Annotated in this window: 37 protein-coding genes; 28 read left to right on the top strand and 9 right to left on the bottom strand. The window is 59.4% G+C overall.

What is annotated here, in order from left to right:
* The first annotated feature begins 44 nt into the window (after nt 1-44).
* Both OPIT5_04140 and OPIT5_04135 read left to right on the top strand, forming a co-directional pair.
* Nucleotides 45-2405 (top strand): glycosyl hydrolase family 5, encoded by a 2361-nt coding sequence (locus tag OPIT5_04140; GenBank protein AHF89544.1) that lies wholly within the window; start codon nt 45-47, stop codon nt 2403-2405.
* Between the two features lie 22 nt (nt 2406-2427).
* Nucleotides 2428-3132: an N-terminal cleavage protein gene (locus OPIT5_04135; protein AHF89543.1), complete on the top strand. Its 705-nt coding sequence runs from the start codon at nt 2428-2430 to the stop codon at nt 3130-3132.
* Nucleotides 3133-3252: 120 nt separating this feature from the next.
* On the opposite strand, the gene OPIT5_04130 is transcribed toward OPIT5_04135, so the two are convergent.
* From OPIT5_04130 to pyrH, 3 genes are all read right to left on the bottom strand, one after another.
* The gene (locus tag OPIT5_04130) at nt 3253-4368 is read right to left on the bottom strand and encodes a glutamate 5-kinase (protein AHF89542.1); all 1116 of its coding nucleotides are present in this window, start codon (nt 4366-4368) and stop codon (nt 3253-3255) included.
* Nucleotides 4369-4503: 135 nt separating this feature from the next.
* Nucleotides 4504-5049 carry a ribosome recycling factor gene (locus OPIT5_04125; protein ID AHF89541.1) on the bottom strand — a complete coding sequence of 182 codons (546 nt, stop codon included), beginning with the start codon at nt 5047-5049 and terminating at the stop codon, nt 4504-4506.
* Between the two features lie 70 nt (nt 5050-5119).
* Nucleotides 5120-5884, bottom strand: a complete 765-nt coding sequence (pyrH, locus tag OPIT5_04120; GenBank protein ID AHF89540.1) for a uridylate kinase — start codon at nt 5882-5884, stop codon at nt 5120-5122.
* Nucleotides 5885-6209: 325 nt separating this feature from the next.
* Here pyrH and OPIT5_04115 point away from each other — a divergent pair, with 325 nt between their 5' ends.
* Nucleotides 6210-7385, top strand: coding sequence for a hypothetical protein (locus OPIT5_04115; protein ID AHF94060.1), 1176 nt, complete (start codon nt 6210-6212; stop codon nt 7383-7385).
* 2 nt (nt 7386-7387) lie between these two features.
* Here the strand turns inward: OPIT5_04115 and OPIT5_04110 are convergent, their stop codons facing one another.
* The 5 genes from OPIT5_04110 to OPIT5_04090 all read right to left on the bottom strand — a co-directional run bounded on the left by OPIT5_04110 (nt 7388) and on the right by OPIT5_04090 (nt 10113).
* On the bottom strand, nt 7388-7699 hold the full coding sequence (locus OPIT5_04110; protein ID AHF94059.1) for a hypothetical protein: 312 nt from the start codon (nt 7697-7699) through the stop codon (nt 7388-7390).
* Nucleotides 7699-8142, bottom strand: a complete 444-nt coding sequence (locus OPIT5_04105) for a hypothetical protein (GenBank protein ID AHF94058.1) — start codon at nt 8140-8142, stop codon at nt 7699-7701. Before OPIT5_04105 ends, OPIT5_04110 begins: the two co-directional genes overlap by 1 nt.
* A gap of 167 nt (nt 8143-8309) precedes the next feature.
* Nucleotides 8310-9128 (bottom strand): hypothetical protein, encoded by an 819-nt coding sequence (locus tag OPIT5_04100; GenBank protein ID AHF94057.1) that lies wholly within the window; start codon nt 9126-9128, stop codon nt 8310-8312.
* Between the two features lie 12 nt (nt 9129-9140).
* Nucleotides 9141-9491, bottom strand: coding sequence for a hypothetical protein (locus tag OPIT5_04095; protein AHF94056.1), 351 nt, complete (start codon nt 9489-9491; stop codon nt 9141-9143).
* Nucleotides 9492-9537: 46 nt separating this feature from the next.
* Nucleotides 9538-10113 carry a hypothetical protein gene (locus OPIT5_04090; GenBank protein ID AHF94055.1) on the bottom strand — a complete coding sequence of 192 codons (576 nt, stop codon included), beginning with the start codon at nt 10111-10113 and terminating at the stop codon, nt 9538-9540.
* Between the two features lie 30 nt (nt 10114-10143).
* On the opposite strand from OPIT5_04090, the gene OPIT5_04085 reads away from it, so the two are divergent.
* Complete coding sequence (locus tag OPIT5_04085) at nt 10144-10395, top strand: hypothetical protein (protein ID AHF94054.1); 252 nt, start codon at nt 10144-10146, stop codon at nt 10393-10395.
* Nucleotides 10396-10444: 49 nt separating this feature from the next.
* Here the strand turns inward: OPIT5_04085 and OPIT5_04080 are convergent, their stop codons facing one another.
* Nucleotides 10445-11005 (bottom strand): transcriptional regulator, encoded by a 561-nt coding sequence (locus tag OPIT5_04080; protein AHF89539.1) that lies wholly within the window; start codon nt 11003-11005, stop codon nt 10445-10447.
* Between the two features lie 80 nt (nt 11006-11085).
* On the opposite strand from OPIT5_04080, the gene OPIT5_04075 reads away from it, so the two are divergent.
* From OPIT5_04075 to OPIT5_03950, 24 genes are all read left to right on the top strand, one after another.
* Nucleotides 11086-11385, top strand: coding sequence for a hypothetical protein (locus tag OPIT5_04075; protein AHF94053.1), 300 nt, complete (start codon nt 11086-11088; stop codon nt 11383-11385).
* Complete coding sequence (locus tag OPIT5_04070) at nt 11382-11753, top strand: hypothetical protein (GenBank protein ID AHF94052.1); 372 nt, start codon at nt 11382-11384, stop codon at nt 11751-11753. Before OPIT5_04075 ends, OPIT5_04070 begins: the two co-directional genes overlap by 4 nt.
* A 53-nt stretch (nt 11754-11806) precedes the next feature.
* Nucleotides 11807-11977 (top strand): hypothetical protein, encoded by a 171-nt coding sequence (locus tag OPIT5_04065; protein AHF94051.1) that lies wholly within the window; start codon nt 11807-11809, stop codon nt 11975-11977.
* 769 nt (nt 11978-12746) lie between these two features.
* The gene (locus tag OPIT5_04050) at nt 12747-12896 is read left to right on the top strand and encodes a hypothetical protein (protein ID AHF94050.1); all 150 of its coding nucleotides are present in this window, start codon (nt 12747-12749) and stop codon (nt 12894-12896) included.
* A gap of 59 nt (nt 12897-12955) precedes the next feature.
* Nucleotides 12956-13204 (top strand): hypothetical protein, encoded by a 249-nt coding sequence (locus OPIT5_04045; GenBank protein ID AHF94049.1) that lies wholly within the window; start codon nt 12956-12958, stop codon nt 13202-13204.
* A 29-nt stretch (nt 13205-13233) separates the two neighbouring features.
* On the top strand, nt 13234-13461 hold the full coding sequence (locus OPIT5_04040; GenBank protein AHF94048.1) for a hypothetical protein: 228 nt from the start codon (nt 13234-13236) through the stop codon (nt 13459-13461).
* Nucleotides 13462-13514: 53 nt separating this feature from the next.
* The gene (locus tag OPIT5_04035; GenBank protein ID AHF94047.1) at nt 13515-13922 is read left to right on the top strand and encodes a hypothetical protein; all 408 of its coding nucleotides are present in this window, start codon (nt 13515-13517) and stop codon (nt 13920-13922) included.
* 308 nt (nt 13923-14230) lie between these two features.
* Nucleotides 14231-14863 (top strand): hypothetical protein, encoded by a 633-nt coding sequence (locus OPIT5_04030; GenBank protein ID AHF94046.1) that lies wholly within the window; start codon nt 14231-14233, stop codon nt 14861-14863.
* Between the two features lie 60 nt (nt 14864-14923).
* A complete protein-coding gene (locus tag OPIT5_04025) occupies nt 14924-16273 on the top strand; it encodes a hypothetical protein (protein AHF94045.1) in 1350 nt (449 codons plus the stop codon).
* On the top strand, nt 16270-17157 hold the full coding sequence (locus OPIT5_04020) for a hypothetical protein (protein AHF94044.1): 888 nt from the start codon (nt 16270-16272) through the stop codon (nt 17155-17157). Before OPIT5_04025 ends, OPIT5_04020 begins: the two co-directional genes overlap by 4 nt.
* A gap of 24 nt (nt 17158-17181) precedes the next feature.
* Nucleotides 17182-17796, top strand: coding sequence for a hypothetical protein (locus OPIT5_04015; protein ID AHF89538.1), 615 nt, complete (start codon nt 17182-17184; stop codon nt 17794-17796).
* Nucleotides 17793-18326 (top strand): DNA methyltransferase, encoded by a 534-nt coding sequence (locus tag OPIT5_04010; GenBank protein AHF89537.1) that lies wholly within the window; start codon nt 17793-17795, stop codon nt 18324-18326. Before OPIT5_04015 ends, OPIT5_04010 begins: the two co-directional genes overlap by 4 nt.
* Entirely contained in the window at nt 18323-18817 is a 495-nt protein-coding gene (locus OPIT5_04005) for a hypothetical protein (protein AHF94043.1), read from the top strand. The genes OPIT5_04010 and OPIT5_04005 overlap by 4 nt, the downstream gene beginning before the upstream one ends.
* Before the next feature lie 73 nt (nt 18818-18890).
* Nucleotides 18891-19205, top strand: a complete 315-nt coding sequence (locus tag OPIT5_04000; GenBank protein ID AHF94042.1) for a hypothetical protein — start codon at nt 18891-18893, stop codon at nt 19203-19205.
* Nucleotides 19202-19624 carry a hypothetical protein gene (locus tag OPIT5_03995; protein ID AHF94041.1) on the top strand — a complete coding sequence of 141 codons (423 nt, stop codon included), beginning with the start codon at nt 19202-19204 and terminating at the stop codon, nt 19622-19624. The genes OPIT5_04000 and OPIT5_03995 overlap by 4 nt, the downstream gene beginning before the upstream one ends.
* Before the next feature lie 304 nt (nt 19625-19928).
* Nucleotides 19929-20306 (top strand): hypothetical protein, encoded by a 378-nt coding sequence (locus tag OPIT5_03990; GenBank protein AHF89536.1) that lies wholly within the window; start codon nt 19929-19931, stop codon nt 20304-20306.
* Complete coding sequence (locus OPIT5_03985; protein ID AHF94040.1) at nt 20303-20557, top strand: hypothetical protein; 255 nt, start codon at nt 20303-20305, stop codon at nt 20555-20557. Before OPIT5_03990 ends, OPIT5_03985 begins: the two co-directional genes overlap by 4 nt.
* Before the next feature lie 23 nt (nt 20558-20580).
* Nucleotides 20581-21321: a hypothetical protein gene (locus tag OPIT5_03980; protein ID AHF94039.1), complete on the top strand. Its 741-nt coding sequence runs from the start codon at nt 20581-20583 to the stop codon at nt 21319-21321.
* Between the two features lie 56 nt (nt 21322-21377).
* On the top strand, nt 21378-21713 hold the full coding sequence (locus OPIT5_03975; protein ID AHF89535.1) for a hypothetical protein: 336 nt from the start codon (nt 21378-21380) through the stop codon (nt 21711-21713).
* Nucleotides 21710-22105 carry a hypothetical protein gene (locus OPIT5_03970; protein ID AHF94038.1) on the top strand — a complete coding sequence of 132 codons (396 nt, stop codon included), beginning with the start codon at nt 21710-21712 and terminating at the stop codon, nt 22103-22105. The genes OPIT5_03975 and OPIT5_03970 overlap by 4 nt, the downstream gene beginning before the upstream one ends.
* Nucleotides 22102-22443 carry a hypothetical protein gene (locus OPIT5_03965; protein AHF94037.1) on the top strand — a complete coding sequence of 114 codons (342 nt, stop codon included), beginning with the start codon at nt 22102-22104 and terminating at the stop codon, nt 22441-22443. The genes OPIT5_03970 and OPIT5_03965 overlap by 4 nt, the downstream gene beginning before the upstream one ends.
* The gene (locus OPIT5_03960; GenBank protein AHF89534.1) at nt 22440-22805 is read left to right on the top strand and encodes a hypothetical protein; all 366 of its coding nucleotides are present in this window, start codon (nt 22440-22442) and stop codon (nt 22803-22805) included. Before OPIT5_03965 ends, OPIT5_03960 begins: the two co-directional genes overlap by 4 nt.
* Entirely contained in the window at nt 22798-23916 is a 1119-nt protein-coding gene (locus OPIT5_03955; GenBank protein AHF89533.1) for a hypothetical protein, read from the top strand. Before OPIT5_03960 ends, OPIT5_03955 begins: the two co-directional genes overlap by 8 nt.
* Nucleotides 23913-24146, top strand: coding sequence for a hypothetical protein (locus OPIT5_03950; protein ID AHF89532.1), 234 nt, complete (start codon nt 23913-23915; stop codon nt 24144-24146). The genes OPIT5_03955 and OPIT5_03950 overlap by 4 nt, the downstream gene beginning before the upstream one ends.
* The last annotated feature ends 11 nt before the right edge of the window (nt 24147-24157 follow it).

Genomic DNA, 24157 nt, shown 5'->3' with positions numbered 1-24157 from the left:
CCCCAAAACTCCCGCCAGCGTCCTCCTCCCCTGTGACATACACTATGAGCTTTTCATCCCTGTTTTGTCTCCAGACGAAAATCGTGACCGCGCTGTTTTTTGCCCTCTCCGCGTTGCCCGGTGTTTGTGCCCCCGAGATCATTCAAGCAGGCCCCGACTGGGCACCCTACGACCACCCGCTCGACATCGCGGCGGGCGGCGTGTTTGACCGCTCCGCACTCGTCCTTGCCGACGCCCCCGCAGGCAAATACGGACGCATCATCACGACTCCCGACGGCCACTTCGCCTTTGAAAAACACCCCTCCCGCCGCGCCCGTTTCTGGGGCGTCAACCTCTGTTTCGACTCCCTCTTCCTCGACCGCGAAAAAGCCGACCAGATCGCCGACCGTTTCGCCCGTGCCGGCTACAACACCGTCCGCTTTCACCACTTCGATCAAGTCCTCGTAAAAAACCGCGGTCTTGACGGCTCGCACGACATCGACCCGCAAAAACTCGACCAGCTTGAATACCTCTTCGCCGCGTTCAAAAACCGCGGCATCTACATCACCATCGACCTCTACACCTCGCGTCATTTCCCCGCCCGCGAACTCCCCGAAATCGGACGCCCCGTGCAAGGCGAAATCCGGCATCTCATCCCCGTCTCCGAAAACGCATACAACCTCTGGCGTGAATTCGCCAAAAAACTCCTCACCCACCAAAACCCCCACACCGGCCTCACCTGGGCCGCAGACCCCGCGCTCATCAACGTCAACATGCTCAACGAAGAATCCTTCTTCTTTGGCGGCATCTCCAAACGCAAACCCGACATCCTCGCCCTCTACGAAAAAGCCTATGCCGCATGGCGTGAGCGCCAGCCCGACCCCAAGCCCCCCGCGCTCACCGCCTCGCTCCACGATCCCGCCCGCCCCGCCATCTCGCCCGACGACGTCACCCCCGACCACCAGCTTCCCGCGCTCGCTCATCCCTCAGCCACCACGCACGCCGACCGCTCCGCGGATGCCGCCTTTAACCGCTTCCTCGTCGAACTCAAAATCGCCAGCGACGCCCGCATGGCCGCCTGCCTCCGCGACGAACTCGGCGTCCGCGCCCTCATCGCGGGCGACAACAACATCCACACCCAAGCCCAGACCTACATCCGCCAGCACTACGACCTCGTGGACAACCACGAATACTGGAACCACCCCGTTCGCAAAGGTCCGCACATCGGCGTCAATCCGCGCAGCGCTATCGTATCCAGTCTCTGGTTACCGCGTGAACTGATGCCCGCCCGCATCTTTGGCAAACCCTACATCGTCACCGAATACAACTATTGCTTCCCCAGCCCTGCCCGCTCCGAAGGCGGCGTCCTCATGCCCGCTTGGTCTGCGCTCCAGGACTGGGACGCGATTTACCTCTTCGACTACTCCTCCCGCTCCCGCGACAACGCCGCCATGTTCATCCCCGCCACCACGCACAAACCCGGCACCGGTTACGTCTTCAGCGTTGTTACCGACCCCATCGGAATGCTCTCCGACCGTGCCGCCGCCTTCCTCTTCCTCCACGGCAACATCCGCCCCGCGCCCGACGCCCTCGCCTACCTCGTTACCCGCGACGCCGCCTTCGACGGCCCCAAAGGTGCGCCGTCCAAATTCCCCGAAAAGTTTTCCTGGCTCGGTCTCCAGACCCGCATCGGCTCCCTCCCGTCCGACAATGACGACTCTGCAAAAACCCTCCCCGTCATCGCTTCGCAAACGAGTATCAAAGCTTTTATCACAAACACGCGCTCCGATTTTCCCAAAAACTTCAATCCCGGACGCCCCGTCTTTCCACTGACGCCGCATGCTCCCGACGGCACCCGCATCGCCAACGGACTTGAAAAAAGTCTCCAAACCGCCGCGCTCCTCCCCTCCGCCGCCGCTGACACCATTCGCGCCACCACCGGCCAGATGGAAATCAACCGCACCCTCGGCACCGCCCGCCTCGTCACCGACCGCGCCGAATGCTTTGTCACACCTGCCAACGCCAGCCTCGCAGGCGACCGCGTTGCCGTCGTCAACGGCGACACCTTCGCCACCACTTGGATCCTCGCCGTCGACCAGCAACCGCTCGCCAGCACCCGCCGCCTCCTTGTCCTTCACCTCACCGACAGTCTCAACACCGACATGCGATACTCCGATGCCACCCGCCGCGTTGTTGAGGACCTTGGCACTCTCCCGCATCTCATCCGCCGTGGCACCACCACCCTCACGCTCAAACTCCCCTCGCCCTCATCCACCCACTGGCAGGCATGGGCCGTTGATGCCACCGGACGCCGCCAGCACAGCGTCCCGCTCAAACGCTCGCCCGATCGCGCCGCCCTCATTCTCATCGCCGACACCGTGACGCCCGGCGGTGTCACCCTCGCCTACGAACTTTCCCGCAACTGAACTTGTTAACCACTCCAACATCATGAAACGTTCCCCCCGTCCTCAGCACTCCTGCCTCGCGAAAAAGCACGGTTTCACGCTCATCGAACTCCTCACCGTCATCGCCATCATTGGAATTCTTGCGGGCATTCTTATCCCCACTGTCGGCATGGTGCGCGAACAGGCATGGAGCACCCGTTGTCAGAGCAACCTCCGGCAAGTCCACCTCGCGCTCATGATGTTTGTTGACGACAACAAGGGCATGCTGCCCGGTCCGCTCCAGACGCCTCAGTCACCCTTTTACCGGGACAACACCCAGCAACAACTTTCCCGTTATATCGCTCCCTACATGGGCCAGACGCCAACCAGCGAACAACAACTGCTGCCCTTCATGCGATGCCCCGCGCACCTGGCCCGTATGACCAACGCTCACGACACCACCATCGACGAACGCAGCTACGAACTCCCTGCCGACTACCAAGGCAGGCCGGAGACGCGCGCCGATTATCCCTTCGGCTACCCCGGCGGCACCAACAAACCCTACCGCCTCACGACCTACCTCGAAACCCGCAACCCGAAAATCACTTGGGCAATCCGCGACTGCGACAGCGAGACCGGCCAGTCAGGCCGCATAAAAAAACCGTCTCACAAAAAAGGAAGAAACTACCTCTACTTTAGTGGCGCCGTCCGCCTGCTGAACGCCGAACAGGAGAAGGATCAGACCTCCCGTCAACAAAAGGGATTGTGACGCCATCCCTCCGCTCCCTCCTCCCCATAACATCACCTTGCTTTGCACCCGGCTTGCTGACTATCTCGCCGGGCGCAACTCGCGTACCACCTGGATGCTTCGCGACACGGACAGGCGTATTTACAGCACCACGAGATTGTCGCGATGGATGACTTCGAGGTGCTTGCGGCCGGGGAAGAGCGGTTTCAGTTCCTCGCTGGTTTTGCCTGCGATGGCGGCGATTTCGTCGTCGGACCAGGTGGTGACACCGCGGGCGATGACCGTGCCGTCCGGGCCGGTGATGTCCACGATGTCGCCTTTTTCGAAATGGCCGCGCGAGCCCGTCACGCCGACCGCGAGGAGGCTGCGGTTTTGTTCGCGAATTACCGGCACGGCGCGGGCATTGATTGCGATCGCGGCCTGCGGACGCTGGAAATAGGCGATCCAGTGTTTGCGCGATTCGAGACGCAGGCCGGACGGAACAAAAAAGGTGCCGGGATTGCGTCCGCCGAAAATGCGGGCGAGGACTTCGGGTTCGGCGCCGCTGGCGATGAAGACGCCGCAGCCGGCCTTGGTCGCCAGCCTGGCGGCGGAGATTTTCGAGATCATGCCGCCGGTGGCGGTGATGCTCGTGGTGCCGCCCGCCATGGACTCGATCTCGGGCGTGATTTTTTCCACAACCGGCACGATCAGGCCGGAGCCCTTCATGTCGATGAGGCCGGGCGCGGTGGAGAGGATGACGAGGTACTGTGCGCCGACGAGGGCGGCGACCATCGCGGAAAGCGTGTCGTTGTCGCCAAACTTGATCTCGGCCGCGCTGACGGTGTCGTTTTCGTTGATGACGGGGATCGTGCCGTACCCGATGAGTTCCTCGATGCAGGCCTTGACGCCGAGATAGCGGTGGCGGCTGCGGAGATCTTCATGCGTGAGGAGAACCTGCGCCGCCGCGAGATTGTGAGGATCGAAGCCGTCCTGCCACGTCTGCATGAGCAGCGACTGGCCGATGGCGGCGCAGGCCTGTTTGCGGGCCACCTCGGCGGGTTTGCGCGTGAGCGCGAGCCGTCCCATGCCGAGCCCGACCGCGCCGGAGGAAACGACGATGACCTCGGTGCCGGCGGTGCGCAACGCGGCGATCTCGTCGGCGATGGCGGCGACGCGGGCCGTATCCAGTTGGCCGATACCGGTGGTGAGGACACCGGTGCCGAGCTTGACGACGATGCGGCGGGGAGGGGAGGAGAGGAGGGAGCGGGTGGGCATGGTGAGGCGGCGTTGCCGCTGGCCGGGTCTGGAGTTCAGTGTTCAGGGTTCAGAGTCCGGGGTTTCTCAAACGCGGCTTTGCAGGAACTCCGGACTCCAAACCCTGAACTGCTGATCCTTGGCCGCGGCCAAAGATCAGACCGTGAGGAGCTCCTTTTCTTTCGAGGCGAGGTGCTGGTTGATCTCCTCGATGGATTTGTCGGTCAGGGTCTGGATGTCTTTTTCGAGCCGCTTGCCTTCGTCTTCGGGGAGCTTGGCTTTCTTGACGGTTTCGAGGATGTCGCGGCGCACGTTGCGGACCTGGACGCGGCCTTCCTCGGCAAGACGGTTGGCGACCTTGACGAATTCCTGGCGGCGCTCGCGGCTCATCTCGGGGAGCGGCACGCGGACGAGGTTGCCGTCGACGTTGGGATTGAAACCGAGATTGGCGATCTGGATGCCCTTGGCGATGGACTGGACGAGGCCCTTGTCCCAGGGCTGGATGACGATCATGCGCGCGTCGGGCGTCATGATGGCGGCGCAGTCCTTGATGCGCATTTGCGAGCCGTAGGCGTCGATCATGACGCTTTCGACCATGGTCGGGTTGGCCTTGCCGGTGTGGATGTTGGCAAATTCGTGGAGCGTGTGGTCCACGGATTTTTTCATGCGGGCCTGGGCTTCGGTGAGGATGGCGGATGACATATGAAGAGGAGGGTCGGGTGTTGGTGTCAGGGTTATGGAGACCGGACGGAGTCCGGAAAACCGGCGAGGCTCAGTTGTGAACCAGAGTGCCTACTTTCTCGCCGTGGACGGCGCGGCTGATGGCGGTCGGGTCGTTGAGATCGAAGACGAGGATGGGGATGCTGTTGTCGAGACAGAGCGAGAAGGCGGTGGAATCGAGGACGTTGAGCCGCTGCCTGAGAGCGTCGATGTAGGTGATTTCCTCGTATTTGACGGCGTCGGGGTATTTTTTCGGATCCTTGTCGTAGATGCCGTCCACCTTGGTGGCTTTCATGATGACATTGGCGCCGATTTCGGAGGCGCGGAGAGCGGCGGTGGTGTCGGTCGAGAAATAGGGATTGCCGGTGCCGGCGACGAAGATGACGACGCGGCCTTTTTCGAGATGGCGGACGGCGCGGCGCAGGATGAAGGGTTCGGCCACCTGGTCCATCGGGATGGCGGTCTGCACGCGGGTGTGGACGCCCATCTTTTCGAGGCAGTCCATGATCGCGAGGCCGTTGATGACGGTGGCGAGCATTCCCATGTAATCGCCGGTGGTGCGGTCCACGCCCCGTTTGGCGCCCTGAAGACCGCGGAAGATATTGCCCCCGCCGATGACGACGCCGATTTCGACGCCCATGTCATGGATCTCTTTCACCTGCGAGCACATGCGTTCGAGGATGCCGGCGTCAATGGACTCGGATCCTTTGCCGCGGAGAACCTCGCCACTGAGTTTCAGGACAATACGTTTGTATTTGACTGCGGAAGGCGCCGCGGGTTGGGCGGGAGGAAGAGGAGAAGCCGGCTTGGATTGCATGAACGGCAACACAACGGAAACCGGTGCAAACGGTCAAGCGGACGGTAGCGGCGAGAGGGGGGAGAGAATTGCGAGGGGGGTCCGACCCTCATCACAGCCAGGAGGGGATCTGAAAGTGGAGCCGATGGTCGGAGTCGAACCGACGACCAGCGGTTTACGATTTTGAACGGTTGAGACTGAGAAAAAACGCTTCCCTCGTGAGTAGTCGCAATAAAAAGCGAAAAATCGCGTAAAATTGCAAAATCTGGCAACTCGCCTGGCAACTTTTCGCCACGGTTGTCAAATCGGTTGCCAGCCTGTGCAATCCTCTGCAACACTGTGCAGCATGAAGAATCTCCCCTACTCTGTCACCAGCTTTACGAATCGCTCTGGAACCAAGTCATGGCGTGTCGGCGGATCGTGGCGCGGCGTCCGGTTGCGCAAAAATTACGACAGCGCGGCCACTGCCGAAGCGGTCTGCGCGCTCGAAAACCAGAAGGCAGTCAACGCAGAGGCCGCCGCGCCGCTAAATCTTGTCCAGACCCGGCTCCTGCCGAACCAGATCAGGGCCGCCGAAGCCGCCATCAACCTGATCGCCGGTCGCTGGCCCTTGGCCGACGTCGTCACTGCCGGCATCCACACCCTGAAAACACAGCCAAAGTCACAGCCCGTCATGCCGCTGCTCCTGGAGTGGTTGCCGATGGTGCAAAAGGATGTCGGAGAGCGGTGGGGTTATGAACTCGAAGCCCGCCTGCGCAAGTTCTTCCGCGATCACTCGTCGCTGACCACATCACAGTTCACACCTGCCCTCGTGCGCGAATGGATCGACGGACTCGGCAAGGCCCGCAACACCCGCGCCAACTACCGCAACGCGATTCACCGCTTCGGCGCGTGGCTGGTCGAGCGCGGCCACATCAAGGAAAACCCCGGCGGCGGAATCCGTATCAGCAAAAAGAGGACGGGGGAGGATGCGGCGACGATGCCGTCAGTACTGCTCGCGGCGCAAGCAGAGGCGTTGTTAAGGGCGGTCGAGGGCGCCGAGTGCAGGCGACTCAAGGGATGGGTGACGCTCTGCCTGCTCTGCGGCTTACGACCCGAAAGCGAGGCCACCCGGCTGACGTGGGGCGAGGTCGATTTTGCGACAGGCGAAATGACGGTGATGGGACGCAAGCGAGGCGCAAAACCCCGCATCCTGAAAATGCAGCCGTCTGCCTTGGCTTGGCTGAAATCGGTGAAGGCCGACAAGGAGCCGGCACCGGGGCATTTCAATGTGACGCTGCATCGGCGGACGGTAACGCTCGCCAACGAGTGGATTGCCAAGCGCCGGCCGGAGGTGCCGCCCATCACTTGGGATGAGGACATCCAGCGCCACACCTACATTTCGATGCGAGCCGGGCAAAAGACGCCAATGCACGAGGTCGCCGAGGAGTGCGGCACGAGCACGACCATGATCTATGCGCACTACAAGCACCCGCGACCGGGAGCAGAAGTGAAAACATTCTGGAAGATTATGCCGGAGTGAGTTCAGACCAAGGTGCCTCGCCGCAAGAGGTCGCGGAAACTGAGCTGGTTCAGCTCGCTGCGAGATGCCTCCTGGACCTTGTCAAGCACGGGATGGTAAAGCGTGTAATGCACAACGCCGTCGCTGTCTTTTGAGGCATCGGAAGCGAGTGTAACGATCGCGGTAAATTTCAGGATTTCGAGCGCCTTGCCCCACTCCATCGCATGCGCCTCGGGCGGATAGTGGAACACGTCACCTGCACGCACCTTGCCGGCGTTGAGGGCGTTTTCGAGGACTTCGGGCCAAAGAGTGGAGGAGGGCATGTGGCCCCACATCACCCGTCTGTCGGCGTCGAAGCAAGCCCGTGGGTAACGAGCTTCCTTTCCTTGAATGGAAGCAGACGTTTGATTTCCAGAATGCAAGAAATGATCATATTCACCTTCGCTATCATGTCCTGAAATTGTGCTTCCGTTACAGGTTCACTGTTTTTCCAATCAGTGAAACCGACACCTTGTTCTAGCGGACGGGCCAAGGCCTCTTCGGACACATCCACGCGCGAATGCGCCAACTTATTTCGGAACCTTTGGACGTCGTCAAAGGCTACCAAGGTCTCCTTGTTTTCTTCCCAGTAAGAAGGGTAATCGATTTTTACTATGGCTCGGAATAGTTGTTTTTTCCTTTCCAAACCGAAAAAATTGGTGGTCAGGATTTCATCATAGAGGAGAGTCCGTTTCCCTCCATCATTTGGGCAAAAATATTCCGCCAATAAATGGCCCATTTCATTCTCAATGAAAGCAAGACGATTTAGAAATTCTCCCCGGTACCTCGTCGCGACACGATGTATTTCGTTTGCAGCTATAGCCTTTTCTTCGTGTGTCATCGGGACAAAATATCAGGGGGTATCCGGAATCAGAAGCACAAAAGAACTCTCCGGAAAACTGCCTGTCAGTCAGTCGAGGGTTCCTGATGTGAAGGTTTTTGAGGGGCTTCGCGTAACCGCGTCACAAGGTGAAGGCTGCCAAACTCGTCTGCGATTTTCACGAGGCGAGAGTTCATCAGTTTTATGGTAGTCTCCTCTTTTTCGATTTCGGCTAATATCGGTTCGAGAATTTTGCGGACCTCCACAACTGTTCTGTGGTATATCTCTGCCTGTTTTGCGGACTGCTCATTATAATGACCCGCCTTAACGGAAGCGGCATGCATTCGAATACCATCTTCGGCCTGATGTAATCGTGGCATCTCTTCGCTTTCTTTTTTTCGTAGGCCCCTTAGTCGGTCTTGGCGGACTTCCTTGGCTTGGATAAATGCCTGAATTTCTGCGGTTAATCTTTGCGAGTCAACTTGCTGTCGCATGAACTCTGCTGTCTCTTTCTGTGTTTTTGAGATTTCGTCCTGAGCGTTTGCGGTTCTCGTCATCTCCTCCTTCTGAAGTTTAAACAGTTTGTTTGATCGCGCAGTTTCTTCCCGTTGCATCCGAATCTCCTCCCTCTGTAGCTTCAGTTCATTACCTTGGATCAGGATAGTGACAATCAGACCAGCGAAGGCGAGGCCAGTGAACAGGGCATTGACGGAGCCGAAGGCATCACCTCGTTCTCCAGCGTTAGGCGGCAATGTAGTACCACAGCTAACCAACCACGGGATACCAATCCACAGTACGAAAATTACAATCCCCAGCACGACGATTACCCACTTGGGCATGAACTTTTCGTCGTCTTTTTCATCTTTGCTGACGTGACTTTTATTTGAATCAGGCGATGCGCTCATGAGGTGGGATTGTTAGCGTTTCGTTTTGCTACGCTTTTTGGATGCCTGCCAAGGCGTGATTACGATCTGGAGATAGGCGGAGCCGGCCGGACTTTCGTCGGTCGGGAAAAACACCCAGCCGCGACTGTCTACGACGTAGCGGCCTGCGGGGATGCCGGTGGTGTGGGGCGTGGGGCGAGTGAGAGGTGATCCGTCTCGTATCTCCAGGTAGTCGCCCTTCTGGATGTTCGTGAGGTGGCGGGAATTTTCGACTGCGAGGTCATCGACGAAGGCGACTGTCGAGGTATCCTTGCGCGGGCGGCGCGGCGGTTTCTGGCCGAGGGCAAAGAGGTGAAATTCGACGCGGATCGGTAGGGTGCTCATAGTGTAGTTTTATTTTGGTTACGAAGGAAGAAGGCGGGCAAGGGGACTAAGGTGCGTGTTTGAGGATCAAATAGGAGGCGTATGCGCCGACGATGAAAAGGGCGTATGCGCCAATGACGCATACTATCGTTGCCCAGTGAAAAACTGGACCGAGCCGTCCTTTTTCGTAGTGATAATACCAGTACTGCGTGCAGTAAGACAATCCGCACGCAAGGGCTGACACCAAAACGCCCCCCGTGAATAGTAGCAACGACTCTGCGAATTGCGCCCCACTCAAGTGCGGATTTGCGGTTAAGCTGCCAATAAATGAAAGGATTGCTACTGCTGCTCCCGCATTGATTATCATGCCTGCATTGATGGAGCGCTTCCCGTATTCCAGTATCGAGGCAAACATCTGCTCGCGATCCAGCAAGTTTGCCTGCACTTGCGCGTTGTAGTGGGCCAGATGAAGCTCTACGGATGTCTGCTTTGGTAGCGCGTCGTTTGATGCCGTGGCCGCCTCTTGGGCGATGGTGTTGTCCAAATATTTTATGAGAGACCGACTCTGTATCGTTCCTTTTCCCTTGGGATCAGTTCTCAGAACCTCTTTGCGTAGCTGTTTTGCGAAGTCGGATGCGTTCATGTTTGTAGTTAGATTTTAGTTACACAGGAAATGTTTGCCCGCTCTCCCACGCGGGCGGCTCATGGTTGGATGCAATATCATAATTATAAGGAGTTAGAGAAAGCATGTGAGGAGTGCCGCGAGCAGCGTGAGCGGCTTTTTGCGCGGCTGGTAAGGCCGCTTTTGACAAAGATACAGATTGAGTATGTCAGAGAGCAGTGGGCCGCGATAGACGAGGATTTCCCGTTTAGAACAAGGTGTCCTGTGCTTGATGCAATCGGGCGAGACAAGGGGCCGGAGTAAGGAACAATCGCCCGCAGCATTGCAAATGGTGTTGCGGGCAAGTCGTCACTCATTTCGACACCTCCTTACCAATCGGATTCTTTTTCCCCCTGGCCAAAGACCTCCTGTGCCTCACGTATTCGCTGGCCGCCTTGCCGCCATCCGTATCTTCAATGATCCACTCCCCTGATAATGGGTCTCGAATTATGGATTGGTTGAACTGAAAATTCGCATAGCGGCCTTGCATTTCTACTTGACTAAACTCAAGCCCACAGGGGTGCGGCCCGAAGGTAATGGGAGCGTTTCGAGGGAATCCTTTCAGGAGTGAAATTAGGTCACAAACGGTGATTAGCTTATCAGCCTTGCTTTGGGCACGCTTCCTTAGCAGTATCATTTTTTCCCTTACATCTATTTTGATGACCAACTCCTCGGCGTCGTTGGTCAACATGCCGACGGGAATTTCAAAGAATTCGGCGAGTGCGCTGATTGCTTCGTCCTGAACTTCGCGCTGCCCATTTATCCACGCAGAGACGAGCGGCTGAGCGACACCAGCGATTTCGGCCAACTTTGCCTGACTTCCCGCAAAAGATTTTAGGATTTTGATTTTATCTTGAATTTTTTTAGCAGTCATTTTATTGATATTCATTGTTTTATATTTTTGTGATAAAATCGTGATTGTTTTGTGATAATTCATCTGTTTTCCGTCTGGTCATGAACCCGACAGAAACCAGTTCCACCCTGCCAACTACACGTAAGGCGGGTGATGGCAACAATAAGGCAAAAAGGTTTAAGAGGGGAAAGGCGGGGTATCGCTACACAGAGGCGAGCTACGCCCGCCTCCGCCAAGGCCGTCCGGCAAAATACCCGGAAGCCAAAATCCTCGCCGAGCGTTTCGGCGTCACCATCACCCACGCAATCCACGTCTGCGCCGGTCGGCGCGTCAGCCATTACCTCACCGCGCAACTCCCCGCCATCCGCGCCGAACTCGCCGCAAGAAAGGAGGAGGTATGAGCAAGCAGACACATACACCATGCCCTCTTCCCGCCTGCATCATCCAAGAGATGAAGAAGGTGGCGGCCAAAGCGCGTGATACGTTTGGCCCGATATCAGTTGAGGTGGAATTCCACGCACGCATCAGCAAAACAGGTGAGGCAAGCCGATCTGGTTACTCCTCCATTGCGGTCGAGATCGTCGGAGGAAGATATAATTCCCGCGAAGGCTCAGGAGATTCCATCGGAGAGGCGGTGCTCGATTTGGCGCAATCTACGTCCTTTCGAGAGAACGATATAGCCAATACCACTGACCGCATTGACCGCCTGCGCATTGAGCTGGCCGAGGCAAAGGAGCGGTTGGCGAGACTGAAAGGAGGTGCGTCATGAAGCACCCTTCCGCCAGCGACTCCAACCGCATGCAGCCACCCTTGCGTGACCGTATGCGTCCTCCGCCCCCTGCCCGCGACATGGACGGTCTCGCCCGCCAGTTGGCGAAGGCGCTCAAGAAGAAGGGGCACGACGTGAAGATCGGCTCTGACATCCGACACGACCCTATCGGAGCCGAAATTTCAGCCCCAACCCCGCGAACCCAAGAAAGGAAAACCGTATGAGCCAGACACTCACCCCCCACATGCAGACCGACGGCAACCCGCTCGTTTTCCTGAAAGACGGACAGGCCGTGACCACATCTCTCGCGATTGCCGAGGGCACGCAAAACGAACATCGTGCCGTTCTTCAGCTCGCCCGCAACTATCTCACCGACCTTGAGGAGTTCGGAGGGGTCGCATTTGAAATGCGACCCTTTGCGACCGCCGGCGGAACGCAAAACCGCGAGGTCGCCCTCCTCAACGAGCAACAGGCAACGCTCTTGCTCACCTACATGCGCAACAGCGATGTGGTGCGTTCGTTCAAGAAGGCGCTCGTAAAAATGTTTTGGGAGATGGCGAAGGCGCAGCGCCAGTTTGTCACCGATCCGCTGGCCGTGCTTAACGACCCTGCGCAAATGCGGTCGCTGCTCCTCAACTACACGGAGCGGGTTCTTGCCCTTGAGTCCACGGTGGCAACGCAGGCCCCCAAGGTCGATGCCCTCGACCGTATCGCCACACGCACGGGCGGCACTCTCTGCGTCACCGATGCGGCCAAGGCGCTGCAAATGGGCGTCAAGGCGCTCTTCGACTGGTTGAGCGCAAACCGGTGGATTTACCGCCGTGCCGGGGGTAAGTCGTGGCTCGGCTACCAGGACCGCGTGCAGTCCGGCCTGCTTGAGCACAAGGTAACGACCATCACCGTAGCCGGCGAAGAGCAAATCCGAGAACAGGTGCTTGTCACCGCCAAGGGACTCGCTCGCCTCGCCGAAATTCACGGGAAGGAGATTGCCGCATGACGAACATCGACCCCATCGCCTCCCATCTCATTGCCGCCGGAGTCGGTGCGCTCGTTATGGCCTGCGTCATCGCACTTTTGATACGCGAGCCGAGGCCAAGCCGCCCGAATTACGGAACCATTGACTTGCGAAAGGAGGATAAATGAGCCGCAAGCCAGAGCGATACGGAGAACTGGCGAGGTCCATCGCACTGCATGTTGTCGAAATGCTGCGCGCAGATGGTGCCATCATGCCGCCCGCAAAAGATCCGCTTCGGCTTCATGACCGGAAAAGCGCGGCCCGCATTCTGAACATGTCGGTTCGCTCTTTCGACGCGGAGCGCGTGCGCGTCCCTGACCTTCTCAAGCCTGCCGGCACCACCGGTCCGATGAAGGTCCGCTGGACCGAAGGCGTCCTCGACCTTTACCGCATGACAGGCGGAAACCCGATTTTGGCGAAGCACTTTCGCCGCTAATTCACCATGTAACAAAAATTGGATACGCGATGAATACCATGACCCCGCAAGCCTTTCTCATTTTCAACCGCTGGCTGATCAGCGAATTACTGAACGCGCTCCTTCGCCCGGTCTATCTGCGCGCCGGCGGCGACTCTTTGCGGTTCCTCCGGCTTCTCGATGCCTGCGACTGCTACCCGTTCGTCGTCGAGGTCGGCGGCGGGCTCTGGATTCTGGATGAGCCGACCGACTTCGACTTTGGCGATCCGTGCGCCTGAATGCGCCTCACACTTTCCCCGTTAGTATCACAATAACAAATACATAAAATGCTATGAGCACCACAACCGAACCCACACCCGCCGCCCCCGCGATCCGCGAGGACGTTGCCAACAGTATCACGCCCGTCGAAATTGAAGAGGCGATGAAGCGCCTCTTGGTCAAGGCAAAGCAGATGGTTCCCGGCATTACCGTAATCGGCATTGAGGCGAAACAGTATGCGGGCGATAAAAAGCCCCACACCGATTGGGATGGGCATGGTATCAACAACGCCTGCGTGGTGTCGTGCCCTAGCTCTGAGAGCGCCATCCGCGGGCTGGCGGAGCGACTTGCCGACCCTGCGACCATCGCTGAAAAAAAACGCAAAGAAGCGGCTGCTCTCCTCGCCGAGGCCGACGCTCTCGACCCGAAGCCGCGCCCGCACGTGGCTCCTTCGCCCATCACCGGCGTCCCCGTCGCCTGACCCTTTCCCATCCGCGCAAGGGGTTTCGCGGAGTGGGCTCAAAGCAAGCCGCCGCCTGCCTAGCGGGCGGCGGCAAACCCCAAGTTCTTTTTAACCGGCAAACTAGATGAGGCATCGAAACGCCGAACGGGCCAGACGGCTGGCAGTCAACGCGAGGCAGGCGGCCCCGCATAACAAGCCAATGAGAAAGGATAGCAGCAATGTTGTAACAAAATACGGATACGAAAAACAAACCCGGGCCGGGGCGGGTGGCACCCCGGCAAGCCCCAAGACTATTTTTCACCCACAAACCGCAGAACCTACACATCATGAAAACATACAGCAAGGCGCCCGAAGAGGCGTATGACCGCGTGGCGGAATTGGTCCGCCGCTTTTACCCGGAGATCGACAAACACAAGCTCCGCATCGACCTGCTCATGGTCGCCAGCGACAAGGAAGGCGCGGCGCTCAAACATCAGGGCTACCCGGCTAACGCCGTCGTTCGCGCCGTCCCGCAAAAGGAGCGGGCGAAAAAGGGCAACGGAGACGTCGAGATCGTCATCGACTACGTCCGATACGAGAAGATGACGAGCGAAGAGAAAGACGCCCTCCTCGATCACGAGCTTTATCACATCGAGATCCAGTACAACGACGACGGCGTGAAGCTCGACGGCCAGCACCGCCCGGTCGTTAAGATGAAGAAGCACGATCGCCAACTCGGCTGGTTCGACGAGATTGCCCGCCGGCACGGCGAACACTCCTGCGAAGTGCGGCAGGCCCGCGGGATCGTGGAAGAAACCGGCCAGCTTTATTTCGATCTCGACGACGGGAAAATCACCCGCGCCAACCTGAGCAAGCTCCGCCCGAAGGGCTGCGACAGTGTCACGATCACCGACCAGACCGGCAAGGGCGTGAAGATCGACGACGAAGGTGTCCACACGGTGGACGCGAACGCAGCCTGATCCACCGCGCACAAGTAACCTAATCACGGCGCAAGCGCGCCACCAAATTCCCGATACAAAATGGAACTTCAAGCCACTGCTTTGCCCGAAAATAACGACCCGGAGGAAGTCAAAACCGTCCTCGCTCCCGAGGTCATCGCGCCCGAACTGGTCCCCGCTGTGACGAATGTGGGACTTGAGCCGGAAACGGCGCAAGGTCTGCTCAACCAGTTCGCCCCCCTGTTTGCCAAGGCGAAGGCCGTCTTCGCCGACGCCGAGAAGATCAGCGTGACCGACGCGACGCAGGTCACGGAAATCAAAAAGGCTCGTGCCGCTCGTCTCGCCCTCCGCGTCATCCGGATCGATGCCGACCATCTGCGCGAGAAGCTCAAGGCGGATTCACTCCGTCGGGGAAATGCGATTCAGGGGGTGTATAATATTATCAAATACGCCATCGTTCCCGTCGAGGAGAAGCTGGAAGAGATGGAAAAGTTTGCCGAGCACGCCGAGGCCGCTCGCATGGAGAAGCTCAAGGTAGAGCGCGAGGAAGCGTTGCGCCCCTATGTCATCAATGCGTCGATTTACCCGCTCGGAGGGATGGACGATGCGTCGTGGCAACAATTTTTCGACGGCATGAAGTCCGCCCACGAAGCCCGCGTCGAAGCCGAGAAAAAGGCCGAGGCGGATCGCATCGCCAAGGAGAAGGCGGAAGCCGAAGAGAGCGAACGCATCCGCCAGGAGAACGAGCGCCTGAAGCGCGAAGCCGAGGAGCGCGAACGCAAAGAGCGTGAGGAACGCGAGGCCCGCGAGAAGACCGAAGCCGAAGCCAAGCGCAAGCGCGATGCGTTGCAGGCCGAGCGCGTGAAGGTGCTCGCGCCCTATATGCCCCAGGGTGCAGACGCCCGCCTTATGGACCTCGCCGTTTTTAGTGAGGTCGAGTTCGTGGCGCTCCTCGACACACAGAAGCGGCAGCACGCCGAACGCGAGGAGAAGGCGCGGATCGCTGCCGAAGAGAAGCGCGCCTCCGAGGAAGCAGCCCGCGCCTCCGAGGAAAAAGCGCGCAAGGAACGCGCCGCCCTTGAAGCCAAGGCCAAAGCCGAGAAGGAAGCTGCCGCCAAGGCCAAGGCAGAAGCCGAGGAGAAGGCACGCGAAGAGCGTGAGCGCGCCGAACGTGCAGAGGCGGAATTGCGCAAGCAGCGCGAGGCCGAGGAGGCGCGAAAGGCGGCAGAGGAGAAGGCGCGCCGCAAAGCCGCGCAGGCGCCCGACCGCGAGAAGGTCGCCAGCTTTGCCAATGCCGTCCGCTCCCTGCCGATCCCGACCGCCACCAGCGAAGAGGGTAAGCGCATCGCCGCGACCATCACGGCGCAGGTCGAGAAGTTCGCCAAGTGGATCGAGGAGCAGGCCGCGAAGCTCGGAGGAGAAGCGAAATGAGCGACGCGCCCAAACCTCTCGACGTTGGCCTGCACTACGGCGTGCCCGCGAAGGTCTATCACAGCGATCCTTGCCCGCTTCCATCGCTGTCCAGTGGCATTGCCCGCACGATCATCGGCCAATCGCTCGCCCACGCCTGGCTTGAGCACCCGCGTTTCGGCGGGAAGGGCAAGGTCGCCACGCCGGCGATGAATACCGGCTCGCTTGTCCATGCGTTGCTCTCCGGCAACGATGACGAATTCGAGATCGCCACTTACGACAGCTTCAAGGGCGGAGCGGCGCAGGCATGGAAAGCCAGCGTCGAGGCGCAAGGCAAGGTTGCCGTGCTGGAAAAAAACCTAGATTCGGCTCACGCCATCGTGGAAGCGGTCCGCAAGAAGGCTTCTATCGGAATCGACAATACCCCCTTTGCCACTCACGGCAAATCGGAGGTTACGGCGGTATGGAAACGCGGCGAGGTGTATTGCCGGGCGCGATACGATCGCCTCATGATCGACGCACACAGCGCCGACGTTTGGGATTGGAAGGTCACTAGCGACATAAGCGACCACGCGATCAACAACAAGATCGCCGAGTTTCGTTACGACATCCAGGCAGCGCATTACCTCGACGGACTGGAGGCGACGCTCCCCGAATATCGAGGGCGCATGAGCTTCATTTTTGTCTTCGTGGAGGACCGCGCGCCCCACACCGTGCGCCGCGTCGTGCTCTCCGACGAGTGGGCAAACTTTGGCCGCATCGAGCAGCGGGCGGCGGTCCGCGAATGGAGCGTCGCGGTCAAAGAGGACCGCTTCCCATCCCTGGGCGACCTCGGCCAAACCTTCGAAGCGTGCCCGCCAGCGTATCTCGCAAACAGATACGCCGATATGATCTCCACCAGTTAACACTAACCCCACGCACACGACATTATGAACTTGGCAAGCACCATCATTCCGAAGTCCGATCAGATGAACAGCGATGATCTGATCTCCGGTCCGCGCACGATCAGGATTACCTCGGTCGAGGCGGGCAGTCGAGAGCAGCCGGTAATCATCCGATATGAGGGCGACGACGGCCATCCCTACAAGCCGGGCAAGTCGATGCGCCGTGTCCTCGTGGCGATGTGGGGCAGCGAGGGTAAGGATTACGTCGGGCGCCGCCTCGTGCTCTATCGTGAACCCGAGATCAAGTTCGGCGGCGACAAGGTGGGCGGTATCCGAATTTCACATGCGAGCCACCTCGAAGGGCCGTTTGAAATCGCGCTCACCGAGACGCGCGGGAAGCGGAAGCCGTTCCGCGTGGAGCCGATGCCCTCCGAGAGGAAAGCGGTTTCGAATACAGAGGCGCAACCCTCCGCCATCGATCCCGACAAGCTGGCCGAGTTCGAGCAATACGGCGCCGAGAAAGCGACGGAGGGAACCGCCGCGTTCCGCACCTGGTGGGCTGGCATTCCGAAAGAAATTCAGTCCGCACTCAAGACCAAGGCTAGCACCGACTGGAAAGTCATCGCCGAAAAGGCCGACGCGAAGGGAGGGCAGGCGTGAAGCTAGTCCGTCCATCCGGCAGCGACGTTGCCATTGTCGAAATCACGGGCGGCAGGAAGAACAGCGAACCCGCCAGCGTCCGTATCGTATTTCCGGGCGGACACGTCGAGGTCACGCGCGCCACCGACGAGGATCGGCCCGCGTATTGGGTACACACTTACGTGAACCGCCCCGAGTCCGTCGGACACATCCCCGGCGAAACCGAGACGGCCCGCTTCGTCGCCGCGTTCCTTCGTGAGCATGGCGTCGAATTCGATGGCGAATTTGCCCGCGTGGGCGATTACGTGATCGTGGACATCGGCATGCGGATGCTCCGACCTCGCGAACTCTACCGGGCGCAAGGTTTCCCGGAAAACTACATCATCGACCGCGGACTGGATGAAGATCCCGAGACCGGCCGACTGACCGAAATCAAACTCACCGGAACGGCACAGGTTCGCATGTGCGGAAACAGCGTGTGCCCGCCGATGGCAGAGGCGCTGGTGAGGGCAAACCTGCCGGAAATGATCGAAGAAGAAATCGCAGCATGACTATGTATCCACAACCGAGAGACAACGAAATCCGCGAGCAGCGGGAACGGGAGATTGAGCAGGAGCGCCGCGAGGAGGCCAGCCTGATAAACGACGGGCCGATTGCGCGACCGTTGAGACATCCCGTGCAGCCGAAGCCGACATACGAGCAGCTTGAGGCGCTGGTGGCGGAGTTGCGCGAATGGCGTGACACGTTCTCCCTTCTTGGAGGAACGCCCGGGATTGCCTGGGAGTTCTACAAGGGTCTTGAGTCTGTGAAAATCGCCACAGAGGCGCTGGCGGTGGAGCTACGGGAAGCGCTGCAAATGGCAAACCCGTTCGTTCCGTGTCACGAGCACAGCGAAACGCGGAAGCTAGTTGAAGCCGCCCTCGCCAGGACGCCCGCGCCGTCCTCGAATCGCTCGGCATCACCAAGCGGAGGGCGCGCAAATGGCACCGGAAGTTTCAATCCACGCGCCCGCGAGGGCGCGACGCCGCCTGCATCGCCCTGATCCGCGCAAAGCGGGCGGATGGCGTGGATTTTGGACAGCGAAAAAAAGAACCGAGTAACGAAAGGACAACTACATGACTGCACAACAGTCCGTATCCATCAGCCAGCTTCGCTTCGCGCTGGAAAAGCGCGATGAATGGCTTGCGGCCGAACGCAGAGCCGAAGGGCAGGCGAGCGGATGGTACAGCAAAGCATGCCAATGTTTCGACGAGGCATTCCCTCCGGGGACGCGCGTAATTGCATCGTTCTATCAGCAAGGCGGCGAATATAAGGATTTCCCCGGAGTGCTTGTCGGGCGAGAGGGTGATAACGCCTGTGTCGCGACCAGCAACAGCTACATCGGCAAAACGCCGTTCACCAAGGTGCGCTACAGGGAGGACGCGTCATGACAATCCTACCAGGCCAAGTCCTCGCCATCGGCACCGATCCCGAGACGCACATTTGCCGCGCCGTCGTCGGCGTCGAGCCTGACGACGTTTCCGCGCTCAAAACCAATCTCGCCCGGCGCAAGGTCGTGATCGTTGACCCCGAGACGGCCAACTTCACGAATGCCGTCGGCTGCGCAATGGCGCTTTCTCGGGCGATTGCCCGTGGCGATTCGCATCGAATCGTCGAAATACAGACCGATCTTGACCACTATCGACGCGACAGGGAAGCGTCACGCGACATCGCCCTCCGCATTCTTACCGAAGAAGTCTTGAATCTCTTGATACTTCTCGGAAAGGAGAAGGGGAAATCCGACGACCTGGCGCGTCGCCTCGATGCGGCGCTCAACCCGCACCGGATGCCGGGGAGGGAGGAGCCGTGACAGACCTCCGGCTTTACTGCACCTGTGGCGCGAAGTGGATCGGCTTGCTGCCCGGCATGGTCGCAAAGCAGGTCCGGGCGGTGTGGGATGCCGAGCACACCGGCGAAGGCCACGCGCCGACAAACGCCCATCGGTGCGGCATGGCCCGCTACACCACTCCGCCAGATGTTGTGGCAACGATTGTTTCTATGGGGCGCGAGGGTTGCCACCAAAAGGAAATCGCTATCGCTACCGGGACATCGCAACCGACGGTATCCAAGATAATAAGACAGGCGGGAATTCGCAGATCACAAAAAAGGAAAATATGACTCTTTCACCCAAACAACTCCACATCCTCCAGCACTCGCTCGGCGTCGATAAATACGGGCAGGGGACACAGTATCGAAACCGCTTTGTGACCGGCCCCGGCAGCGATGATTTCGCTGACTGCCGGGCCCTCGCGGACGCCGGACTGATGATCGATCACGGCGCGAGGGAAATTTACGGCGGCGACCACGGTTTCTCGGTAACGCAGGCAGGCATTGACGCGGTGGCGTTGCAGTCACCGAAGCCGCCGAAGCGGAGTCGCTCGGCAGAACGTTATCAGCAATTTCTAAGGCAGGACACGGGCGAATCATTTCGTACTTGGCTCCTGCGAAATGAACACAACCGGAAGGTCGAAATGATGGAGGCACTACAATGAGCACGGTAATTTTTGCACCTGACCGCAAGGGATTCGTGGTAAGTGGGGAGGGCGTCTTGGCTACGAAGCGCCGCGAGAACAAGGGGCTGCGTTACATGCGCGGCCAGATGTATGAGCATCTCGAAGAAGCCGCGAAGCGTTACTACGGCGGCGAGACGGCTGCGATCGATGACTTCTTCCAGCTTTACAGCATCGGCGAAGAGGAGCGGAAGAAGGCAAAGGCCAAGCTGACGGAAGGGGGTGCACAGTGAAAGGGATGCCATTTTCTCCCCCGATGGCGGTCGCCGTGATGCAGGGCCGCAAGACGGTCACGCGGCGGATCATCAATCCGCAGCCAGAGGGCGGCGGCATCATTCGTCATTTGGCAGGCGAATTTTTCGCCCGGCAGTTGTCGGAGGATAACCGCTGGTGTGACATCCGGTCCGCATATCGTCCCGGCGAGCGCGTCGCCATGCTCGCGACGTGGGCGGTAAGCAAGGGGTTTGACCACCTCAAGCCGAGGGAGATCACGCTGGAAGAGGCAACCCATCCGTTCGCCGACTTCTGGCATTCTGGCATGGGCGAGCCGAAGTCGGAATACCTAGGCAAATCCCGCCCCGGTCGCTTCCTCCCGGACCACCTGCGCGGGCTCATGCCGATACTGGAAATTGTCAGCGTTCACGCCGAGCGGTTGCAGCACATCAGGGATGCGGATGCGATCCGCGAGGGGCTTCAAGAAGAGAATTTCACGGGGTGGGGAGACGAACCGCATTTGCCACACGTCCCCGAGCCGACTGTGTATCGAGGTTTTTCTGACGCCGAATGGGAGGAGTCTCCGATTGAGGCTTTTCGCGTCCTGTGGAACAGTATCAACGCCAAGCCGGAGCCTGTCCTTGGGGAAGACGGGAAGCCTGCGCATTACGTCAGCTATCCATTCGACGGAGTAGCTGAGATACGCATCAATCGAGGTAAACCCTGCTACGTATGCCCAAATCCGTGGGTTTTCCGGTACGAGTTTAGGAGGATTACAGCATGAGCCCGGACCTCCGCATAAAACGCTCCGCGCTCAAATCGGAGAACGCGAGATATGGCCTGGATTTCGTGGTGATCCCGCGATCGGAATGGCCGCTAAAACAGTCGAACATGATCACTGCGTATCGCAACCGGCACTACCTCGTGCAAGCATTCGCCGAGACGGGTGGCGTTGTCCGGCTGTCGGTCAACCGCACCGACATCGACCGCGACGGCAGATGGCGCGACGGCATCACCTGGGATGAGTTGCAGCGGATCAAGGCAGCAGTGGGCTTCGGCGACCGGCAGGCCGTCGAGATTTTTCCACCCGACAGAGACGTGGTAAACGTGGCGAACATCCGGCACCTTTGGGTGCTTCCGGAGCCGTTGCCGTTCGCATGGAGGGCCGAAGCATGAAGAAATATAAATGCTGGCGCTACAAATGCGAGCATTGCGGCAAAAGCGGTTGCCGGGCCGACGCGATCCGCGATCACGAGGCGCGATGCTTCAAAAATCCTGAGCGCCGTTGCTCAATTTGCCAGTCGCAGTGGCCGCGCCCGGAGTTGGTTGCGCTGCTTGAAGGCGTCGATGCGAGTAACGAGGCCGAGAGGGTCAAGGAAGTTGAAAAAGCGGCAGACTTTTGCCCGGCCTGCACGCTCGCGGCTATCTACCAGGGGCCAACCCGCGTGTTCGATGCAGAAGGCTTTGATGGCCAGATCGAGGAAATCCATTTCCGCCCAAGCTACGACTACAAGAAGGCGATGGATGAATACATGCGCGACCTCAGAGCGGAGGAAAACGGGCTATGACCGACCGCGTAACAATTCCGCATGACAACCGCCGCGTGACTCTCAAGCACATCGACGAGGTCAACCGCCTCATGCATGGGCAGGTGATCGACATGCCTGACACAAAAAGAGTCCTGCGCATCCACCATCTCGTGCAACTCGGGCACATGGACGACGCCGTGCATGCGCTCCGGATGCTCCCGCCCGCGAGTCGCCGCTACCGGATGCACCCCGAGACGCTGAAAGCCATCCGCGAGAGTGCGCGCGACCAGTCGGGCGGCGACGGAGAGGAGCTTGTAATGATCACATACACACAACTGCTCGAACTTTTGGATACATACGAAGGGAAAAACCAATGAGCTTTTCCAGCACAACGCCCATTGCCAAAACCCGCCGCGTCCATCGGTGTCGCTGGTGCGGCAAGCGCATCGAGATCGGGAGCGCAGCCGTCTCCGTCGCGGGGAAATGGGAAGGCGACTTCTTTCATGACTACCAGCACCCCGAGTGCTGGCGCGCCGAGAACCAATACGTGCGCGATGAGGGCGGATGCGAGGTCGAGTTGCCCGACGAAGCCCAGCCGCGCGGCGCAACCACAGACCAATACGGCGACGAGATCACGGACAGGTGGAGTGATGCGCCGGTCAGCAAGCGCGAAGTGCTTTTCCCTGATGAATTTATCAAGCGGATGAAAATCGAAAAAAAGGATACAACCAATGGCTGAATATACAAAAATCGAATGGTGCGACCACACCTTTAACCCGTGGATTGGCTGCACAAAAGTCAGTCCCGGCTGCGCACACTGCTACGCTGCCGCACAGGATGCATTCCGGCACTGGACGCCGGCGGGCTTCGGCAAAGGCAAGCCGCGCAAACGCACGAGCGAGGCCAACTGGCGGCAGGTGCTCAGATGGGATCGCGAGGCGGCTAGATTTGCGGAAGCCATGACGTCTGAACTCAAGATGGCTTTTGGGCCAGACGGAGGGCATCTTGACGCTCCGCGTCGCCCTCGCGTCTTTTGTGCCTCACTCGCCGACTGGCTCGATCCGGAGGTGCCGGTCGAGTGGCTGACTGACCTGCTCGACCTGATACGCCGCACTCAGCATCTCGACTGGCAGCTGCTCACGAAGAGGCCGGAGTTGTGGGAAAAGCGTATCGGGCAGGCTTGCGGGCTTGCGGGGAAGAGGGGCATGTCGGAAGCAGGCTGGTCTGACACATGGGGGATGGCCTTCGACTGGCTGCGCGGCGGCATACCCCCTGCCAACGTCTGGATCGGCACGACGGTCGAGAACCAGGACATGGCCGACAAGCGCATTCCGGAGTTGCTCAAGATTCCCGCCCGCGTGCGCTTCCTCAGCGTCGAGCCGATGCTCGGCCCGGTGGATCTATACAACCACCTGCACGACCCATCAGGCGGCGAGGAGTGGACATCGCGCCCGTCTGACTTGGTGCAATACGGGATACAGGACGGACTCCCTCTCATGCGCCGCGGTATCCATTGGGTGATCTGCGGTGGCGAGAGCGGACCGCACGCACGCCCGATGCACCCGGCATGGGCTCGCTCTTTGCGCGACCAGTGCGCTGCCGCCAACGTACCGTTCTTCTTCAAGCAACAGGGCGAGTGGCGCGAACCGCTACCCGGTGAGGAATATGATACAAGCAAGGGCCGTGCTAGTAGCCCGCCCGCCTTCATTGTCGCGCCTGATGGCTCTGTCCACTGCTACCACAGCGACCGGACAAATGGCGGCGCGGTCATGGTGCGCGTCGGCAAGAAAGCCGCCGGGCGCCTCCTCGACGGCGTGGAGCACAACGGAAGGCCGGAGGTGCAAGCATGAAACTGTCAGAACTAATTCAACACGTCGGCGACGAATGTATCCAGATGCAAAATCTTGAGCAATCTCTTGTGCGCGTCGTGCAGAAGAAAAACGACGGTGAAATCACCTTTGCGACCAGCAAGGGGAAAGCATCGCAACTGGCGAAATGCGCCGTTCTCGGAGGCAAGCCCGATCACGTCGGCCTGGTCGTGTGGTTGCCCCGAGAAAAACTGCCGGAGTCCATGCGTTGACATGAAATTCC

Source organism: Opitutaceae bacterium TAV5 (genome assembly GCA_000242935.3).
Classification (GTDB): domain Bacteria; phylum Verrucomicrobiota; class Verrucomicrobiia; order Opitutales; family Opitutaceae; genus Geminisphaera.
The sequence above is the reverse complement of the archived record's forward strand: the minus strand, read 5'-3'. Positions and strand labels throughout refer to the sequence as shown.

Bases quoted from the DNA above. Each gene is read 5' to 3' on its own strand.
- OPIT5_04140 (AHF89544.1), top strand. From the start codon at position 45: ATGAGCTTTTCATCCCTGTTTTGTCTCCAGACGAAAATCGTGACCGCG.
- OPIT5_04135 (AHF89543.1), top strand. From the start codon at position 2,428: ATGAAACGTTCCCCCCGTCCTCAGCACTCCTGCCTCGCGAAAAAGCAC.
- OPIT5_04130 (AHF89542.1), bottom strand. From the start codon at position 4,368: ATGCCCACCCGCTCCCTCCTCTCCTCCCCTCCCCGCCGCATCGTCGTC.
- OPIT5_04125 (AHF89541.1), bottom strand. From the start codon at position 5,049: ATGTCATCCGCCATCCTCACCGAAGCCCAGGCCCGCATGAAAAAATCC.
- pyrH (AHF89540.1), bottom strand. From the start codon at position 5,884: ATGCAATCCAAGCCGGCTTCTCCTCTTCCTCCCGCCCAACCCGCGGCG.
- OPIT5_04115 (AHF94060.1), top strand. From the start codon at position 6,210: ATGAAGAATCTCCCCTACTCTGTCACCAGCTTTACGAATCGCTCTGGA.
- OPIT5_04110 (AHF94059.1), bottom strand. From the start codon at position 7,699: ATGTGGGGCCACATGCCCTCCTCCACTCTTTGGCCCGAAGTCCTCGAA.
- OPIT5_04105 (AHF94058.1), bottom strand. From the start codon at position 8,142: ATGGGCCATTTATTGGCGGAATATTTTTGCCCAAATGATGGAGGGAAA.
- OPIT5_04100 (AHF94057.1), bottom strand. From the start codon at position 9,128: ATGAGCGCATCGCCTGATTCAAATAAAAGTCACGTCAGCAAAGATGAA.
- OPIT5_04095 (AHF94056.1), bottom strand. From the start codon at position 9,491: ATGAGCACCCTACCGATCCGCGTCGAATTTCACCTCTTTGCCCTCGGC.
- OPIT5_04090 (AHF94055.1), bottom strand. From the start codon at position 10,113: ATGAACGCATCCGACTTCGCAAAACAGCTACGCAAAGAGGTTCTGAGA.
- OPIT5_04085 (AHF94054.1), top strand. From the start codon at position 10,144: ATGTTTGCCCGCTCTCCCACGCGGGCGGCTCATGGTTGGATGCAATAT.
- OPIT5_04080 (AHF89539.1), bottom strand. From the start codon at position 11,005: ATGACTGCTAAAAAAATTCAAGATAAAATCAAAATCCTAAAATCTTTT.
- OPIT5_04075 (AHF94053.1), top strand. From the start codon at position 11,086: ATGAACCCGACAGAAACCAGTTCCACCCTGCCAACTACACGTAAGGCG.
- OPIT5_04070 (AHF94052.1), top strand. From the start codon at position 11,382: ATGAGCAAGCAGACACATACACCATGCCCTCTTCCCGCCTGCATCATC.
- OPIT5_04065 (AHF94051.1), top strand. From the start codon at position 11,807: ATGCGTCCTCCGCCCCCTGCCCGCGACATGGACGGTCTCGCCCGCCAG.
- OPIT5_04050 (AHF94050.1), top strand. From the start codon at position 12,747: ATGACGAACATCGACCCCATCGCCTCCCATCTCATTGCCGCCGGAGTC.
- OPIT5_04045 (AHF94049.1), top strand. From the start codon at position 12,956: ATGCTGCGCGCAGATGGTGCCATCATGCCGCCCGCAAAAGATCCGCTT.
- OPIT5_04040 (AHF94048.1), top strand. From the start codon at position 13,234: ATGAATACCATGACCCCGCAAGCCTTTCTCATTTTCAACCGCTGGCTG.
- OPIT5_04035 (AHF94047.1), top strand. From the start codon at position 13,515: ATGAGCACCACAACCGAACCCACACCCGCCGCCCCCGCGATCCGCGAG.
- OPIT5_04030 (AHF94046.1), top strand. From the start codon at position 14,231: ATGAAAACATACAGCAAGGCGCCCGAAGAGGCGTATGACCGCGTGGCG.
- OPIT5_04025 (AHF94045.1), top strand. From the start codon at position 14,924: ATGGAACTTCAAGCCACTGCTTTGCCCGAAAATAACGACCCGGAGGAA.
- OPIT5_04020 (AHF94044.1), top strand. From the start codon at position 16,270: ATGAGCGACGCGCCCAAACCTCTCGACGTTGGCCTGCACTACGGCGTG.
- OPIT5_04015 (AHF89538.1), top strand. From the start codon at position 17,182: ATGAACTTGGCAAGCACCATCATTCCGAAGTCCGATCAGATGAACAGC.
- OPIT5_04005 (AHF94043.1), top strand. From the start codon at position 18,323: ATGACTATGTATCCACAACCGAGAGACAACGAAATCCGCGAGCAGCGG.
- OPIT5_04000 (AHF94042.1), top strand. From the start codon at position 18,891: ATGACTGCACAACAGTCCGTATCCATCAGCCAGCTTCGCTTCGCGCTG.
- OPIT5_03995 (AHF94041.1), top strand. From the start codon at position 19,202: ATGACAATCCTACCAGGCCAAGTCCTCGCCATCGGCACCGATCCCGAG.
- OPIT5_03990 (AHF89536.1), top strand. From the start codon at position 19,929: ATGACTCTTTCACCCAAACAACTCCACATCCTCCAGCACTCGCTCGGC.
- OPIT5_03985 (AHF94040.1), top strand. From the start codon at position 20,303: ATGAGCACGGTAATTTTTGCACCTGACCGCAAGGGATTCGTGGTAAGT.
- OPIT5_03980 (AHF94039.1), top strand. From the start codon at position 20,581: ATGGCGGTCGCCGTGATGCAGGGCCGCAAGACGGTCACGCGGCGGATC.
- OPIT5_03970 (AHF94038.1), top strand. From the start codon at position 21,710: ATGAAGAAATATAAATGCTGGCGCTACAAATGCGAGCATTGCGGCAAA.
- OPIT5_03965 (AHF94037.1), top strand. From the start codon at position 22,102: ATGACCGACCGCGTAACAATTCCGCATGACAACCGCCGCGTGACTCTC.
- OPIT5_03960 (AHF89534.1), top strand. From the start codon at position 22,440: ATGAGCTTTTCCAGCACAACGCCCATTGCCAAAACCCGCCGCGTCCAT.
- OPIT5_03955 (AHF89533.1), top strand. From the start codon at position 22,798: ATGGCTGAATATACAAAAATCGAATGGTGCGACCACACCTTTAACCCG.
- OPIT5_03950 (AHF89532.1), top strand. From the start codon at position 23,913: ATGAAACTGTCAGAACTAATTCAACACGTCGGCGACGAATGTATCCAG.